This is a genomic window from Acinetobacter sp. YH01021, from assembly GCF_013420255.1.
Classification (GTDB): Bacteria; Pseudomonadota; Gammaproteobacteria; order Pseudomonadales; family Moraxellaceae; genus Acinetobacter.
The window spans coordinates 216,540-232,819 of the sequence record NZ_VOYO01000001.1; the positions used below are offsets into that span (position 1 = coordinate 216,540).

15 protein-coding genes are annotated in these 16,280 nt (G+C 43.6%); 12 read left to right on the plus strand and 3 right to left on the minus strand.

The window, feature by feature from the left end; genetic code table 11:
- Positions 1-170: 170 nt before the first annotated feature.
- The 3 genes from FTT86_RS01020 (at position 171) to proB (ending at position 3,331) form a co-directional block, all read left to right on the plus strand.
- Positions 171-545 carry a helix-turn-helix domain-containing protein gene (locus tag FTT86_RS01020; protein WP_071851909.1) on the plus strand — a complete coding sequence of 125 codons (375 nt, stop codon included), beginning with the start codon at positions 171-173 and terminating at the stop codon, positions 543-545.
- 407 nt (positions 546-952) lie between these two features.
- The gene (gene cgtA, locus FTT86_RS01025; RefSeq protein ID WP_004646519.1) at positions 953-2,170 is read left to right on the plus strand and encodes an Obg family GTPase CgtA; all 1,218 of its coding nucleotides are present in this window, start codon (positions 953-955) and stop codon (positions 2,168-2,170) included.
- Between the two features lie 27 nt (positions 2,171-2,197).
- Positions 2,198-3,331: a glutamate 5-kinase gene (proB, locus tag FTT86_RS01030; RefSeq protein ID WP_004279682.1), complete on the plus strand. Its 1,134-nt coding sequence runs from the start codon at positions 2,198-2,200 to the stop codon at positions 3,329-3,331.
- Positions 3,332-3,405: 74 nt separating this feature from the next.
- Here the strand turns inward: proB and FTT86_RS01035 are convergent, their stop codons facing one another.
- Together FTT86_RS01035 and FTT86_RS01040 are read right to left on the minus strand one after the other, a co-directional pair.
- On the minus strand, positions 3,406-4,002 hold the full coding sequence (locus FTT86_RS01035; protein ID WP_071851911.1) for a phosphatase PAP2 family protein: 597 nt from the start codon (positions 4,000-4,002) through the stop codon (positions 3,406-3,408).
- Positions 4,003-4,166: 164 nt separating this feature from the next.
- Positions 4,167-4,871 carry an SIMPL domain-containing protein gene (locus tag FTT86_RS01040; RefSeq protein ID WP_004279706.1) on the minus strand — a complete coding sequence of 235 codons (705 nt, stop codon included), beginning with the start codon at positions 4,869-4,871 and terminating at the stop codon, positions 4,167-4,169.
- A 475-nt stretch (positions 4,872-5,346) separates the two neighbouring features.
- Between FTT86_RS01040 and FTT86_RS01045 the strand changes: the two genes are divergently transcribed.
- The 9 genes from FTT86_RS01045 to FTT86_RS01085 all read left to right on the plus strand — a co-directional run bounded on the left by FTT86_RS01045 (position 5,347) and on the right by FTT86_RS01085 (position 15,477).
- Positions 5,347-6,720, plus strand: coding sequence for a diaminobutyrate--2-oxoglutarate transaminase (locus tag FTT86_RS01045; RefSeq protein ID WP_004279708.1), 1,374 nt, complete (start codon positions 5,347-5,349; stop codon positions 6,718-6,720).
- 3 nt (positions 6,721-6,723) lie between these two features.
- On the plus strand, positions 6,724-8,256 hold the full coding sequence (locus tag FTT86_RS01050) for an aspartate aminotransferase family protein (RefSeq protein WP_004279709.1): 1,533 nt from the start codon (positions 6,724-6,726) through the stop codon (positions 8,254-8,256).
- Between the two features lie 434 nt (positions 8,257-8,690).
- Entirely contained in the window at positions 8,691-9,722 is a 1,032-nt protein-coding gene (locus tag FTT86_RS01055) for a substrate-binding domain-containing protein (protein ID WP_004279710.1), read from the plus strand.
- Positions 9,723-9,826: 104 nt separating this feature from the next.
- Positions 9,827-11,206, plus strand: a complete 1,380-nt coding sequence (pstC, locus tag FTT86_RS01060) for a phosphate ABC transporter permease subunit PstC (protein ID WP_005107378.1) — start codon at positions 9,827-9,829, stop codon at positions 11,204-11,206.
- Entirely contained in the window at positions 11,206-12,597 is a 1,392-nt protein-coding gene (pstA, locus tag FTT86_RS01065; RefSeq protein ID WP_004646526.1) for a phosphate ABC transporter permease PstA, read from the plus strand. The genes pstC and pstA overlap by 1 nt, the downstream gene beginning before the upstream one ends.
- A 13-nt stretch (positions 12,598-12,610) precedes the next feature.
- Positions 12,611-13,525 (plus strand): phosphate ABC transporter ATP-binding protein PstB, encoded by a 915-nt coding sequence (gene pstB, locus FTT86_RS01070; RefSeq protein ID WP_005262140.1) that lies wholly within the window; start codon positions 12,611-12,613, stop codon positions 13,523-13,525.
- 151 nt (positions 13,526-13,676) lie between these two features.
- Positions 13,677-14,639: a protease SohB gene (gene sohB / locus FTT86_RS01075; RefSeq protein WP_004646527.1), complete on the plus strand. Its 963-nt coding sequence runs from the start codon at positions 13,677-13,679 to the stop codon at positions 14,637-14,639.
- Between the two features lie 109 nt (positions 14,640-14,748).
- The gene (locus tag FTT86_RS01080) at positions 14,749-15,180 is read left to right on the plus strand and encodes a hypothetical protein (RefSeq protein ID WP_004279718.1); all 432 of its coding nucleotides are present in this window, start codon (positions 14,749-14,751) and stop codon (positions 15,178-15,180) included.
- Between the two features lie 57 nt (positions 15,181-15,237).
- Positions 15,238-15,477, plus strand: a complete 240-nt coding sequence (locus FTT86_RS01085) for a hypothetical protein (RefSeq protein WP_004646529.1) — start codon at positions 15,238-15,240, stop codon at positions 15,475-15,477.
- A gap of 73 nt (positions 15,478-15,550) precedes the next feature.
- On the opposite strand, the gene FTT86_RS01090 is transcribed toward FTT86_RS01085, so the two are convergent.
- Positions 15,551-16,192 (minus strand): DUF2238 domain-containing protein, encoded by a 642-nt coding sequence (locus FTT86_RS01090; RefSeq protein ID WP_004646530.1) that lies wholly within the window; start codon positions 16,190-16,192, stop codon positions 15,551-15,553.
- Between the last annotated feature and the right edge of the window lie 88 nt (positions 16,193-16,280).

Consider the following 16,280-nt stretch of genomic DNA (forward strand, 5'->3'; position numbering starts at 1 on the left):
AAAAAAAGAGCCTCATTTGAGGCTCTTTTTTTATGATTTTTTTATTTAAAGCAGACTTTTTAATCTAATAAGAATTAATAAATCTGCTTGCTGGCGAAATATGAATCTGATAACTTACAAAGAGTAAGTATATTAAAATGAGTAAGTAATAAAAATATGGTGAGAATAGTATGACAAATTATGCAATTAGCCCGTTATTGGGGCAGGTTTTATCAACTGAATGTCCATCACGTGAAATATTGGAACACCTTGCCAATAAATGGTCGGTCTTGGTTTTGCGTTGCTTAAGTGAAGGTGTGCATCGTTTCAGTGAACTGAAACAACGCATTGAGGGGGTAAGTGAAAAAATGCTCTCCCAGACTTTAAAAATGCTTGAACAGGATGGTTTTATTTTGAGAACGGTTTATCCGGTGGTGCCGCCAAAAGTGGAATATCAATTGACGATTACCGGTTCACAAGCGGCTGAAAAAATAATGTATTTAATTGGCTGGATTGAAAAAAGCCTGCCAGATATTTTAGAGCATAAACAAAGTGTTATTAAATAGTTATTATTAAATGGCAGGAATGCAGTGTTTATGAAAATAAAAAATTTGGACTTATCTTAGTTGATATAAAATATAGATTTTAAAAGGTATCCGCATAAGAATATTTTCTTGTGAATAGGGTTTTTGAAAATTTACTCCTCTATAAATTATTTTAAAAATCATCAAGAAATTCACAAAAAGAATTTCCAGAATAGGGAATGGTACTAGGGCAAAAACGCTTCATTTCCTATCACTTCTTTTCAATCTTTTAAGTATTCTTTTTCCAAATCTATGCCTTGAATAGATCAAATAAACTTGGTGAGAAAACGACTAACTAAGATTTATGGGATTGCTGCATAATTCTATTCGAGAAATTCTTTAAAATATGGCAGAATATGGGGTTTTAAAGTTTTTAGAGGATTGGCAATATGCGCTTTGTTGATGAAGCAGTCATTACCGTAGAGGCTGGCGACGGTGGCAATGGCGTAGCCAGTTTTCGCCGTGAAAAATTCGTGCCATTTGGTGGTCCAGATGGTGGTGATGGTGGTCGTGGCGGCAGCATTTATATTCAGGCTGACGACGACACCAGTACGCTAGTTGATTATCGTTATACACGTAAATATCGTGCAGAACGAGCAAAAAATGGCCGTGGGGCGAACTGTGCTGGTCGTGGCGGTGAAGATACCGTACTAAAAGTTCCGGTAGGAACAACAATTGTAGATGTTGAGTCTGGTGACATTATTGGCGACTTGATCGAAGACGGTCAACGCGTGAAAGTGGCAGCAGGCGGTGATGGTGGTTTAGGTAATACCCACTTTAAATCATCGACCAACCGTTCACCACGTAAGTGTACGCATGGTCAAAAAGGCGAATTCCGTGAAATCCGTCTAGAACTTAAAGTTCTGGCAGATGTCGGCTTGCTGGGTATGCCAAATGCGGGTAAATCAACCTTCATTCGTGCAGTATCGGCTGCAAAACCAAAAGTTGCAGATTATCCATTTACTACCATGGTGCCAAACCTGGGTGTGGTCGATGCTGACAGTCACCGTTCATTCGTGATGGCGGATATTCCCGGCCTGATCGAAGGTGCATCTGAAGGTGCAGGTCTTGGGATTCGCTTCCTGAAGCACTTGGCGCGTACCCGTATCTTGTTGCATATCGTTGACGTACAACCGATTGATGGCTCAGATCCGGCACATAATGCCAAAGCAATTATGAAAGAGTTAGAAAACTTCTCCCCAACGCTTTCAAAACTGCCGATCGTATTGGTACTGAACAAAGTCGATCAGTTGGCTGAAGAAACACGTGAAGAATGGTGTACCCATATTCTTGAAGAATTGCAGTGGGAAGGCCCGGTTTTTGAAACTTCTGGCTTAACTGCTGAAGGCACCAAAGACGTAGTTTACTACCTGATGGATCAGATCGAAGAGCAACGTGAACGCGAAGCTGAAGATCAAGAATATGCAGCAGAAATGAAAGCATTCCGTGATCAGCTTGAAGCTGAAACACGTGAACAAACCATCGCTGCAAAAGAAGCGTATCGTGAGATGCGTCGTCAGCAACGTCTTGCCGGTATTCTGGGTGATGACGAAGATGATGAAGATGGCGATGATGATAGTGATGTGGAAGTGTACTACGTACGCTAATCTCTGAGAGAAGAGTCTGAGGACAAGATGATAGAAGTGGTAGATGGGCAACGTCAGCTCAAGGGTTGTAAACGAATCGTTGTTAAAATCGGATCATCTTTACTCACAGCAAACGGACAAGGTTTAGATTTAGATGCTATCTCGCATTGGGCGGGACAAATCGCAGATCTACACAATGCAGGACACGAGATTATTCTGGTGTCTTCCGGTGCTGTGGCTGAAGGTATGGTTCGAATGAAACTTGAGAATCGACCCACCGATCTACCCAGTCTTCAGGCTTGTGCTGCCATCGGTCAGATGGGCCTGATTCATACTTGGTCAAGCGTACTTGAGAAGCATCAGATTCGAACTGCGCAAGTATTGTTAACCCATGATGATCTGGCAGATCGTCGTCGCTACCTCAACTCATGTGATGCCTTGCAGAACCTGATTGATTGGCGCGTGATTCCGGTGATCAATGAAAATGACACGGTTTCGACTGACGAAATTCGCTTTGGTGACAACGACACGCTTGCGGCCATGGTCGCAGGTCAGGTTCATGCAGACCTTCTGATTATCTTAACGGATCAGGAAGGGATGTTTGACTCAGACCCACGGTCTAATCCAGATGCCAAACTGTTCCATACCGTACGTGCGATGGATGAAAGTCTGTTTGATATGGCCGGTGGAGGCGGTAAATTTGGTCGTGGTGGCATGCTGACCAAAGTTCGTGCAGCCCGTCTGGCGGCAAAGTCGGGCTGTCCGACCTTAATTGCAAGTGGTGATAGTGATGGTGTTCTATCACGTCTAATGTCTGGCGAATTGTTAGGTACCTTGTTTGTCACTGACAAAGACCGGATGACAGCGCATCAGCAATGGTTGGCTGCTCACTTGCAAACCGCAGGTCGTTTAGTGATTGATGATGGTGCAGTAAAAGCCATTAAAGACAATCATCGCAGTTTATTGCCTGTAGGGGTGAAAGCGGTTGAGGGTCATTTCGAACGCGGTGATGTGGTGGAATGTGTCGATACACAAGGTCACCGTATTGCAGTTGGTCGTGTCAACTTTAGTTCTCGTTCAGCAGATATCGTTCGTGGTCTGGCATCGGATAAAGTTCATCAGGTTTTGGGTGAAGCACGTTCTTTAGAGATGATTCATCGCAATCATATGGCGATTTACTAAATTATTCAGATTCAAGTTTAGAGATTCAAAAGTCCCGCTCTCGAGCGGGATTTTTTATGGCATTTTAATTAGATTTATTTAATCCAGCCCATTCGAATTAAAGGCGAAAATAACCAATAATGAATACCCAAAATAAAGTTTATGATTTGATTCTCATATTTCCACCACAGCGGCAAGCCAGCTAAATTTACTATTATTGCCATCAGGAATGCGCCCAGCATATCAATTGGAAAATGCACACCGACATAAACACGCGACCACGCTACCAGCCAAGCTGTCCAGATTAGAATTCGTCCCAAGTCTCGCTGCGGTGAAAAATAATAGGCGAAGGCAATCCCACTAAAAATACTCATATGGTTGCTGGGAAAAGAACCAGTCGGTGCATGTTCAATCAGGGTGCGACCAACATCCATCACAAACGGGCGTGGGGTATTGAGTACCGCAGACAATACTTCACTCATCAATAATGTAATAGCTGTAAAGATGAAGGCTTTAATAATCCCTGTTTTTACTTGGTAACTACCACGGAACCAAGCAATAGCAAAAATCAGCAAAAAGAGATAAACCAGGTCATGCGCAATCAGGGAGGCATAGTTGATCATCCAGATTGAGGCTTGGTCGGGTACATTTAAGATATGAAACAGGTAAAGATTCAGTTGGTCAAGGGACATGAGCAGAGAGGACTGGAACAAATGTCCGTTACTCTAAACCGGTCAAACCTCAATTCCTACTTGAGTTTGTATGAATTTGTAGCCTCGCTTTTTAAAGAATATTCACATGATAAAAAACCACTCAAAAGAGTGGTTCTTAAAAGTCTGAATAATATAATGAGGTCTTATTTAAACTGAATCGCTCCATTCGCGCTGACGGCCATTTGCGATTCGCCTGCTGCAACTTCCTGCTCAGGAACCGCCATATCAGCCGATGCAGATTTCATCATGGCCATACGCGGTACTGGCTGTGGTGAATAATTGTTAGTATTCAGGTTTAAGTTCACCAGTTGATAACTCGGTTTGTTCCAGGTCTGGGTGAGTGCCTGTGCGCGTTGCTGGAAGTTTTTGGTGGCTTCAATCATCAGCTCGCTTTCAACTTTTTTACGCTTTTCGTCAGATACCTTGAAATTAATCGACTGGGTCTGGAAGTGCTGTTGTAATTCAGCAATCAATTGAGATGTCGCTTTAAAATCTTTTGATTCCAGACGAATCTGGGCACGACCACGCCATTCTTTTAATTTACGGTTGTCATTGTCATAAATAGGGTAAGTACTTTGTGCCCCAGTCTCGATTTTCACAGTTGGATATTTGCGTGCTGTGGCAATTGCTTGATTCATCAGCTGGTTAATTTGAGTGGCCAGTTCAGCTGGTTGTTTGTTGGATTTTTCAATATAAAGCACAGCATGCATTTCATCATTTGAGATTTCACGGCTAGCCTCTGCTGAAAGATTAACAACATTATAATTCAGAGATTCAGCAGGAGCTGCAAATGCGCCTGTGGCGAGGGTGCTGGCAAGGATCAAACTGGTAAGTGCTAAGAGACGCATGAAATTGTCCTGTTTTTCTTAAAATTGGCCATCTAGGCCGTTGTTAAAATATTAAATCTCAATTGTGATCTTTTTACGAAATATTTGTCGTAAGAGTGTTAAATTCTCTTTAATTTTATCTCATTATTTAATTTATATTTATTTTTAATAATTAAATACTTAATGAATAATTTTAAGATTGGTTACCTGAATGCCGCCTGCGCTACAAAAAACCATAAAAGAACACGCTTTTCTTTCTGCTGTCACACTGTAAGATGATGATTTAGGGGATGGATTAGCATGATGTTTTTTTTCGATAAAGATTAGGACAAAATGTGACTGAAAGTTGTTTATTTTCCTGAAAAATTCGGTATCATCCGCCTCCTAGTTATTCGAATACAAAACTGCTAGCTAGAACCTTTATAAAGCGCCGAGTCAAAGGACCAAACGTCACCAGACTTATTTCTTTCACCCATATCAGAGATGGTAATTCGATATGAGCGTTACTTCTGTAAACCCTGCCACCAATTCCACAAACGAATACTACTTGACTCGCCAAAGTCAGATGGAATCGAATGTGCGTAGTTATCCACGTAAATTACCGTTAGCGATAGCGAAAGCACAAGGTTGCTGGGTTACCGATGTTGAAGGTACTGAGTACCTTGATTGTTTAGCTGGGGCAGGGACGTTGGCTTTAGGCCATAATCATCCTGCAGTCATTCAAAGTATCCAGGATACAATTGCAAGCGGTTTACCATTGCATACCCTGGATCTTACTACTCCTTTAAAAGATGCTTTTACTGAAGCACTTCTTTCTTATCTTCCAGGTGGCCAAGAAGAGTACTGCTTGCAGTTCTGTGGTCCATCCGGTGCAGATGCAACTGAAGCCGCGATTAAACTGGCGAAAACCTTTACCGGTCGTAGCTCAGTGATCAGCTTTTCTGGCGGCTACCATGGTATGACTCACGGTGCATTGGCAATGACAGGTAACCTGTCTGCGAAAAATGCAGTGAACGGTTTGATGCCGGGTGTACAGTTCATGCCGTATCCGCATGAATACCGTTGCCCATTGGGTCTTGGTGGTGAAGCCGGTGTTGATGCCCTGACTTACTACTTTGAAAACTTCATTGAAGATGTAGAAAGCGGCGTGACCAAACCTGCAGCTGTGATTCTTGAAGCGATTCAAGGTGAAGGCGGTGTGGTGACTGCGCCAGTAAAATGGTTGCAAAAAATCCGCGAAGTGACTGAAAAACACAATATCGTGTTGATTCTTGATGAAGTTCAGGCTGGTTTTGCACGTTCAGGCAAAATGTTTGCATTCGAACACGCAGGTATCGAACCTGATGTTGTAGTGATGTCTAAAGCCGTAGGTGGTAGCTTACCGCTTGCCGTACTTGGTATTAAACGTAAGTTTGATGCTTGGCAGCCAGCAGGTCATACCGGTACTTTCCGTGGTAACCAATTGGCGATGGGTACAGGTCTTGCAACGATCAATACCATTAAAGAACAGAACCTGGCTCAAAATGCACAAGAGCGTGGTGATTTCCTGCAAGCTGAACTTAAAAAACTGGCTACTGAATTCCCGTGTATCGGTAACGTGCGTGGCCGTGGTCTGATGATCGGCGTTGAAATCGTAGATGAGCGCAAAGATGCGGATCATATGGGTTCTTTACCTGCTGATGGTCAGTTGGCTGCAGCGATCCAAACCGCTTGTTTCAACAATAAATTATTGCTTGAGAAAGGTGGTCGTAACGGTACAGTGATTCGTTTACTTTGCCCGTTGATCATTACTCAAGACGAATGTGTTGAAGTGATTGCTCGTTTCAAAAAATCGGTTGCTGAAGCACTAGTTGCAGTTCGAGGCGCATAATTCATGGTAGATTTCGCAGAACATCGTAAAGCGTTACTCTGCAATGATGCTGCATCCATTGCTGACTATCAGGCTGGCATGGACCAAGCGACCAAAGCGGTTGCGGCATGGTTGCAAAACGACAAAATGTACACTGGTGGCAGCATTAACGAGCTGCGCAGTGCGATTGCATTTAACCCTTCAAAAGAAGGCTTGGGTGTAGAAAAATCTCTTGAGCGTATGGTTGAGCTATTTCTCAACAAGAGCTTAAAAGTTCATCATCCGCACTCACTTGCGCATCTTCACTGTCCAACGATGGTAACTAGCCAGATCGCGGAAGTGCTGATTAACGCAACCAACCAGTCAATGGACTCATGGGATCAAAGCCCGGCCGGTTCGTTGATGGAAGTTCAGCTGATTGACTGGTTACGTCAAAAAGTGGGCTATGGTGCAGGTCAGGCCGGTGTATTCACTTCTGGTGGTACACAGTCTAACTTGATGGGCGTATTGCTGGCGCGTGATGCTTGCATCGCGAAAAACTGGAAAGACGAAAACGGTAATCCGTGGTCGGTTCAGCGCGATGGTATTCCTGCGGATGCGATGCGTAATGTCAAAGTCATCTGTTCTGAAAATGCACATTTCTCTGTGCAAAAGAACATGGCGATGATGGGCATGGGCTTCCAGTCTGTCGTGACTGTACCTGTGAATGAAAATGCACAGATGGACGTAGACGCGCTGGAAAAAACCATGGCGCATCTTCAGTCTGAAGGCAAGATCGTGGCATGTGTGGTGGCAACAGCGGGTACAACGGATGCTGGTGCGATTGATCCATTGAAAGCAATTCGTGAAATCACCAATAAATATGGCGCGTGGATGCACATCGATGCGGCATGGGGTGGTGCACTGATTCTATCCAATGACTATCGTTCTATGCTGGACGGGATTGAGCTGTCGGATTCGATCACGCTTGATTTCCATAAGCATTATTTCCAAACCATTTCTTGTGGCGCGTTCCTGCTGAAAGATGAAGCGAATTACCGTTTCATGCATTATGAAGCAGAGTATCTGAACTCCGCTTATGATGAAGAACACGGCGTTCCGAATCTGGTGTCTAAGTCGCTACAAACCACGCGTCGTTTTGATGCATTGAAATTGTGGATGACAGTTGAAGCACTGGGCGAAGAGCTTTATGGTTCGATGATCGATCATGGCGTGAAATTAACCCGTGATGTGGCAGACTACATTAAAGCGACTGATGGTCTGGAGCTTCTGCTTGAGCCTCAATTCGCGTCTGTCTTGTTCCGTGTGGTTCCAGCGGGATATCCGGTTGAATTACTCGATACGCTCAATCAAAACGTAGCAGACGAACTGTTTGCGCGTGGTGAAGCGAACATTGGTGTGACGAAAGTCGGTCAGGTTCAGTCTCTGAAAATGACTACTTTAAGCCCGGTTGCAACGCTTGATAACGTGAAGAACTTGCTGGCATTAGTGCTTGCAGAAGCGGATCGTATCAAAGATTCAATCGCTGACGGTACTTATACGCCACCCATTGCATAAGTGATGGTGGTGTGAAAAAAAGGAGATCGAAATGATCTCCTTTTTTGTGCGCTTAAAAATAAAAAAAGGTCCTTTCCCAGATCGAAATTCCTCACAAAAACACGGAAGGTCTGAATCCCGTTTGGCCTGTTATTTATTTGTCATAGGCTTATGTAAAACTGGGGAGCAGGATTTATCCTGAGTTCAGGTTTATAAAAATTGTTACATGTCATTGGTCTAAAATTTTTATTGAAGTGAATGACAAAAAGAACTTAATCATTGAAATCCATAAAAATTTAATCAAGAAAAAACCGCTAGATTAAAAATCACTAAATCGTAATAAAGCTGTAACTTATCTGTCATATTCTACAATCAAAATGCAGGTATCGAAAGAAGTACAAAACTGAATAAAAAGTGGTGTACTCCAAATTTGCATAAATGAGAGAGATACTAGAATGCGCTTTACAAATATAGCTTTAGCATTAGCAGTAACCGGGGCAACTGCTGTAACGACTGCACACGCAGCTCGTGACACCATTCAAATTGCAGGTTCTTCAACTGTACTTCCTTATGCCAGTATCGTGGCGGAAGAATTCGGGAATACTTTTCCTCAGTTTAAAACACCAGTTGTCGGTTCTGGCGGTTCTTCAGGTGGTTTAAAGCAGTTCTGTAATGGCGTGGGTGATAACACCATTGATATCGCAAACTCTTCGCGTCAAATCAAAAGTACTGAACTGGCAGAATGTAAAAAGAATGGCGTTAACCAGGTACTAGAAATCAAAATTGGTTATGACGGTATTGTATTTGCATCGAATGCTAACAAAGCAGCTTATAAACTGCGTCCACAACATGTCTTCGCTGCACTTGCTGCACAACTTCCATCAAATGGCAAAATGGTCGCTAACCCGTACACGCGTTGGAACCAAATTGACAAAGCACTTCCAAATGAACCAATCACCCTGGTAATTCCTGCATCGAATCATGGTACGCGCGAAGTCTTCCAGGAGAAAATGGTGGATGCAGGTTGTGAAACATACGCTGCAATTAAGTCTTTAGACAAAGATGCCAAGAAAAAAGCTTGTACAACATTCCGTAAAGATGGCCGTGTGGTTGAGATTGCCGGTGACTATACCGAAACATTGGCACGTTTAAAAACTTCTCCAAGTGCGGTAGGTGTGTTTGGTTTAGGTTTCTATGATCAGAACCGTGACCGTCTACGTGTTGCCACAGTGAACAATGTAGCGCCTTCTGAAAAGACCATCTTGAATGGTGCTTATCCGGTATCACGTCCATTGTTCTTCTATGTGAAAGGCGAGCACTTGAAATCGATCAAAGGCTTACCGCAGTTCACAGAATACTTCCTGAACAAGAAAGTATCTGGCAAAGGCTCTAAGCTGGAAAAAGCAGGTCTGATTTCAATGTCTGATAAAGAACGTGCGGCAGTCCTGGCAAATTTCAAGGCTGGTAAAGCGGTTGTTGTGAAGTAATAAATGATTTTGAAAACGCTGGTGGTAGGGTCAACCTACCATCGGCTTTTTGCGATAAACAAGTTTTTTCAAACCATGAAAATTGAAAAAACAGTGGAGAATACATGAATCTGCTACTTATAGGTGTGTTATTGGCCATCATGGCCATAGCCTATCAAATCGGATTAAGTAAAAGCCGTAGCTTAGCAGGTAAGGGAAGCAATTCTGCAAACTTACACTCGCGTCCCGGATATTATGGTGCCCTGGTTGCACTATGGTGTGGTATCCCTGCGTTTTTAATTTTGATTGTTTGGAACATGGTGGAACCCACTTTTCTGGAGCAGGTGGTACTCAACCATTTGCCAGAAAATGTTTCTGCTAGTCTGGATCCGGCAAGTCTGAGTGTTGTGATTGATCGCGTTCAGGCACTTGCCTCAGGTTTCGGGGTTAGTGATACACCGGCAGCCTATGAAGTTGCAGCCGCGGAGCAGTTGGCTAAATTCTCGACCATTGGTACCTTTGCCAAATTGGCAGTCGTGATTTCGGCTGCACTGGCCGGTCTGGTCTGGGCCAAGAAACATATTAGCCAGGAATTCCGTGCGCGTAACCAAGTCGAAAAAATGATTAATATCGGCCTGGCATTGTGTTCTGGTGTGGCGATTCTGACCACTCTCGGGATTGTGATGTCGATGTTTGGCGAGGCGATGCGCTTCTTCAGCTTCGTCAGCCCACTGGATTTCTTCTTTGGTACCCAATGGAACCCGGGGTTTAGCACCTCTGGCAGTGCTGAAGGCAGTTATGGTTTATTGCCACTGTTATGGGGCACGCTCATGGTCAGCGGGATCGCACTCTTAGTTGCAGTTCCGGTTGGCCTGATGATTGCGATCTATCTGGCAGAATACGCTTCACCGCGGTTCCGCTCTTGGGCAAAACCCACGATTGAAGTGCTGGCGGGTATTCCTACGATTGTCTATGGTGTTTTTGCCTTGATGATCATCGGTCCATTCCTTAAAAGTATGGGTGCTCTGGTCGGACTCGAAATTAATGCCACCAGCGCGCTGACCGCCGGTCTGGTCATGGGCATCATGATTATTCCGTTCGTATCTTCTCTGTCAGATGACATCATTACTCAGGTGCCGCGTGCCTTACGTGATGGTTCTTTGGGATTGGGTGCGACTAAATCTGAAACGATCCGTCAGGTGGTTTTACCGGCAGCCTTGCCGGGTATTATCGGTGCATTCCTCTTGGCTGCGTCGCGTGCAATTGGTGAAACCATGATCGTGGTTCTTGCAGCCGGGAACAGCCCGCAGTTGCATGCCAATCCGCTTGAAGCCGTATCTACGGTCACGATTACCATCGTGAATCAGTTAACTGGCGATACTGATTTTGCTAGTCCGCAAGCATTGGTGGCTTTTGCACTAGGATTGACGCTATTCGTCATTACCTTAGGTTTGAACATTGTTGCACTGATCATCGTGCGTAAATATCGTGAGCAATACGACTAATGAGTACTTCAAATACAACGCCTGTGGATCAGCGTATTGATCCATCCATCGCCGCCGAGCTGCGTAAAAAGCGTAAGAAGACCATTCAAAGCTCTTTGGCACGACGTCATCGTAAAGAAAAAACCTTCCGTTTATTTGGTTTCTCTGCGGTACTGGCAGGTCTGTTCTTTGTGGTATTGCTGTTCGGGAGTATTTTATCCAAAGGTTTGCCTGCATTCTGGCAAAGCAGCATGAGTTTGCCGATTCATTTCGATCCAGCCATTGTGGATATTGGTCCAAAACCGAAGCCAGCAGCAGGAGAATCTCCAGCACAGTTTGAAGATCGCTTTATCGCGTGGCAGACCGAAGTCGGAATGGTGGATTGGGATGCCCTGATTATCAATGGCATGATCGCCAAAGACAGCAAGCTGGAAAGCCAGCGTGATGAACTGGGTTCTTTATATACCAGTTCTGAGGCGTACCGCTTGCGAGACATGGTCATGAATGATCCGAGTCTGGTCGGTCAAAGCAAGGAAGTGAAAATTCTGGCTGATGCCAATGTCGATGTCTGGCTGGCAGGAAATATTGACCGTGATCTTCCAGATGAACAGCAGCAGCTCAGTCCTGAAGTACGTCAGGTGGCGGACGAGATGAAAGCCTCTGGTGTGATTGAAAATAGTTTCAATACCAATATTTTCACCAGTCCTGACTCGCGCAGCTCACCAGCAACTTCAGGCTTGGCAGGTGCCTTCATGGGCTCGCTGTTCATGATGATGATTGTGATCTTTATCTCGATTCCAATCGGGGTGGCCTCTGCGATCTATCTGGAAGAGTTTGCACCGAAAAACTGGATTACCGATGTGGTCGAAGTCAATATCAACAACCTGGCAGCCGTTCCCTCAATTGTCTTCGGTCTATTGGGTGCAGCGATCTTCATTGGCTGGATGCATTTGCCACTGTCAGCACCATTGGTGGGTGGTCTGGTGCTGAGTCTGATGACCTTACCGACTGTGATCATCACCACACGCGCATCACTTAAAGCGGTTCCACCTTCGATTCGTCAGGCAGCTTTAGGACTCGGTGCTTCCCGCATCCAGACAGTATTTCATCACGTCTTGCCTTTGGCTTTACCGGGTATTTTGACAGGCGCAATTATCGGGGTTGCACAAGCTTTAGGTGAAACCGCACCATTGTTATTAATCGGGATGAGTGCTTTTGTTGCCAGCGTTCCAGCCACACCATTTGATCAGTCAACGGCTTTACCTGTACAGATTTTCTTATGGCAAGGCAATGAGTTGCGTAACTTCTTTGAAGGGCGTACCGCAGCAGCAATTATTGTACTTCTGGCCATGATGATCAGCTTGAACAGTCTGGCCATCTGGTTACGTAAGAAATTTGAAGTCCGTTGGTAATAGGGGCAGAATCATGAACACAACTGTTATTCAAAATTCCTTAAAAAAGGATCAAATCGTGAATCCACAACAGACACAATTCACCTCGGATGAGGCGACTCAAAAGCCGGCAACTCCGTTTGTTTCCCAGTTCGATACGCAAAGCAGCAGCAAAAAAGATGCGAAGTCGACGAATGTGAAACTTAGTACTTCTAATGTGCATGTGTACTATGGTGAAGCGGAAGCGATTAAAGGCATTGACCTGAACATTTATGAAAATGAAGTGATTGCTTTTATTGGGCCATCAGGCTGTGGTAAATCAACCTTTTTGCGTACCTTAAACCGCATGAACGATACCATTGATAGCTGCCGTGTAACCGGTAAAGTGATGTTGGATAACCAAGATATTTATGATCCAAATCTTGATGTGGTCTTGCTACGTGCACAGGTTGGTATGGTGTTCCAGAAGCCGAACCCATTTCCAAAATCAATCTTCGATAATGTCTCCTATGGCCCAAAACTGCATGGTTTGGCGCGTGACAAGTACGATCTTGAAGAAATTGTCGAAGGCAGCTTGCGCAAAGCCGGTCTGTGGGAAGAAGTGAAAGATCGTTTGAACCAGCCGGGAACAGGTTTGTCAGGTGGTCAGCAGCAACGTCTGTGTATCGCGCGTACGATTGCAGTCAGTCCAGAAGTCATTTTGATGGATGAACCGTGTTCGGCACTTGATCCCATTGCAACCGCCAAAGTGGAAGAGCTGATTTCTGAGCTATCTACGCAATATACCATCGCGATCGTAACGCACTCTATGCAACAGGCAGCACGTGTATCGGATCGTACTGCGTATTTCCATTTGGGGGATCTGATTGAAGTCAACTCGACCGAAAAAGTCTTTACCCAGCCAGATCATCAGTTGACTGAAGCCTATATTACCGGGCGTTTCGGTTAATCCCATATCTAGAATAAGAGCCGCAAGGCTCTTTTTTTATAGGTGAAATAGATGGTGATAATCGTAATAATTCTCGAAATAAAGTTGAAAAAAACCGAAATTGACCTAATCTAAAGGAATAAATCCGAATTAAATAGAGAATAGATTTTTTATGTTATTTCATACTCCGAAACTGTCCGCTGAAATCCGTATTAGTCATCTCAATGCGCGTATCAATGAACAACGAAAAAAAATAGCGCAAACTACTGGCTCTAAACTGGAACTTTTACAGTTATCACAACAACTGTCAAAAGAAGCGCGTGCGCGTAAGAAAACCAATCAAAAAATCTATGTACTCGATTTTAAAGGCGATATGGCGGCTTCTGCGGTAGAAGGCTTGCGTGAAGAAATTACCTTGATTCTGGCCACAGCCAAAGCCGGTCGTGACCGTGTGGTAGTGCGTCTGGAAAGTCCGGGCGGCATGGTTCATGGTTATGGACTTGCAGCAGCTCAACTGGTACGTTTACGCGAGGCAGGTTTTCATCTGACCATCTGTGTCGATAAAGTGGCGGCCAGTGGCGGTTATATGATGGCGTGTATCGCCAATGAAATTATTTCTGCACCATTCGCGATTGTCGGTTCAATTGGTGTGGTTGCTCAAGTCCCCAACTTTAACCGCCTGCTGAAAGACAATAAAATCGACTTTGAACTCTATACCGCAGGACAGTACAAACGTACCGTGACTATGTTTGGTGAAAATACCGAAGAGGGTAAGGCCAAGTTTGAAGAAGAATTACAGCAAACACATGCTTTATTCAAACATTTCGTTGAAAAGTATCGCCCACAGCTGAATATTGAAAAAGTGGCCACTGGTGAGCATTGGTATGGTCGGGATGCGCTAGATCTAAATCTGGTGGATAAACTGCAAACCTCAGATGAATACCTGCTCAACTTGTTGCCCCAACATGATATCTATTCCATCCAGACCCGCAAGAAACCAACTTTGGGTGAAAAGCTGGGCCTGCAAGCAGCGCAAATTGCTGATTCACTGGTACCCACTGTCATGAATAAAGTCATGGAAAGCTTAAGCAAAGCCAATGCAAACTTGGTACAAATGCGTGATCCAAAACTTTAATTCAGTTGATCTTGAATGAATTTTAAAGCTCACTTCGGTGAGCTTTTTTATTTTTTGAAATCATATTGTTATGATATAAGTGGAGTACTCTGATTGAGTCTAGGCTCATATGCTCACGTTTATTTTGTTGCTTGGTTTTTTTAGTATCGTATTTATTCCGATGTTATGTATGCTTTATTCTGAAGCAAAATTAACTCAGGATAATTCTAAGAAGGTTTTGTTTTGGCTGAGTTTTCTACCCGGCGTTTGTATCTTTCTGCTGTATAGCTTTCTAAAGCCCAATGATCCACCTGTTATTCCATCGAAGGAATGTGGTGTTGTGCAGTTTTATCAGATGCATAAAGTTCGAGGTGGTAATGAATTTGAACGTGTGAGTATTCGCTTTGATGGCGCTCAATATAGTCGGCATTTATTTTTCGATAAGCATCTGGATAAAATTCCTCAAGGCCAAAAGGCCTGTTTTGAATATCTAGATAAGTTCAAATATCCACATTTGTCAGAATCTAAGTTTGTTCAATGGATTGAACCGAATGAAATGTAAACCATCATTGAAACTAATCAGATAATATAAAGCATATTTCATTGTTAGAGCAGAAACATGGCTATAGCTGAAGCATTTCTTGCGACGCAAAATTGTTATTTTAATTATGAATTTGAAGAACTTTATTTAGAGGATGATTTTCCTGAGGAGTTATCTGTGTCACTGCGTGGCATGATGTTCCGTCATGAGATTCAATATCCTGATGCAACCTATTTCATTTATTACAGTGAGATGTTGACGGGGAATGAACTGCAAAAAATGAAAGATGATTGGATGCGATATTGCCCACATTCATAATTGAAAAATATGAATGTAATTAAATGCGTGATCCAAAACTTTAATTCAGCTATTAGATTGTGATTTTAAAAGCTCACTTCGATGAGCTTTTTTGATTTTTCGGTATCAATTGCAGCCCGCCTGTTATCGCCGCGCCAATCGTAGCAAGCAAGATGTCTTTGTGTGCATCCCACATATCACCTTGTTGTCCATTATAGTTTTCCGCTTCCTCAGGAGATAAACCAATGGCAATCAGCCATTCCAGCCATTCATAGAGCATGCTGCTGGCCACCACAAACTGAATCACCAGTAGGAAAATGACCACGGGTTTTTGCTGCGGCAACCAGACCTGAAACAGGCGATGGAAAACTGGATAAAGTAATAATCCGTAGGCCAGATGGACAAATCGGTCGAACATATTGCGTGACCAGTGCATGGCTTCATTCAGATTAAAGCCAAAAATCTGTTCGATCCACTGGTTATAGGGCACATAAGAATACAGATAGTGCGCAGCAATCACATGAACAATCAGAAAAAGAATATATAAATTAAAATTTAAAAAATTCAGCCCGATTTTATACAGGCAGATGAGCAGCATGATGATCATGAAAACTGTGCCTGCTTGATGCAAGAGATAAGCTTCCAGTTCTAAAGGACGAATACTGGCAAGCAAACTCGCCAGAATTAAAATGCCCAGGCTCGCGTAATGTTTGGCAGAAAGTCGATGTTCAATCATGTCGTTATTATGAAATATCTTTTTTAAAATAAAATACATTATAAATAAAAAGGCGAAGCCTGAGCTTCGCCTTTTCGTCTTATTGCAA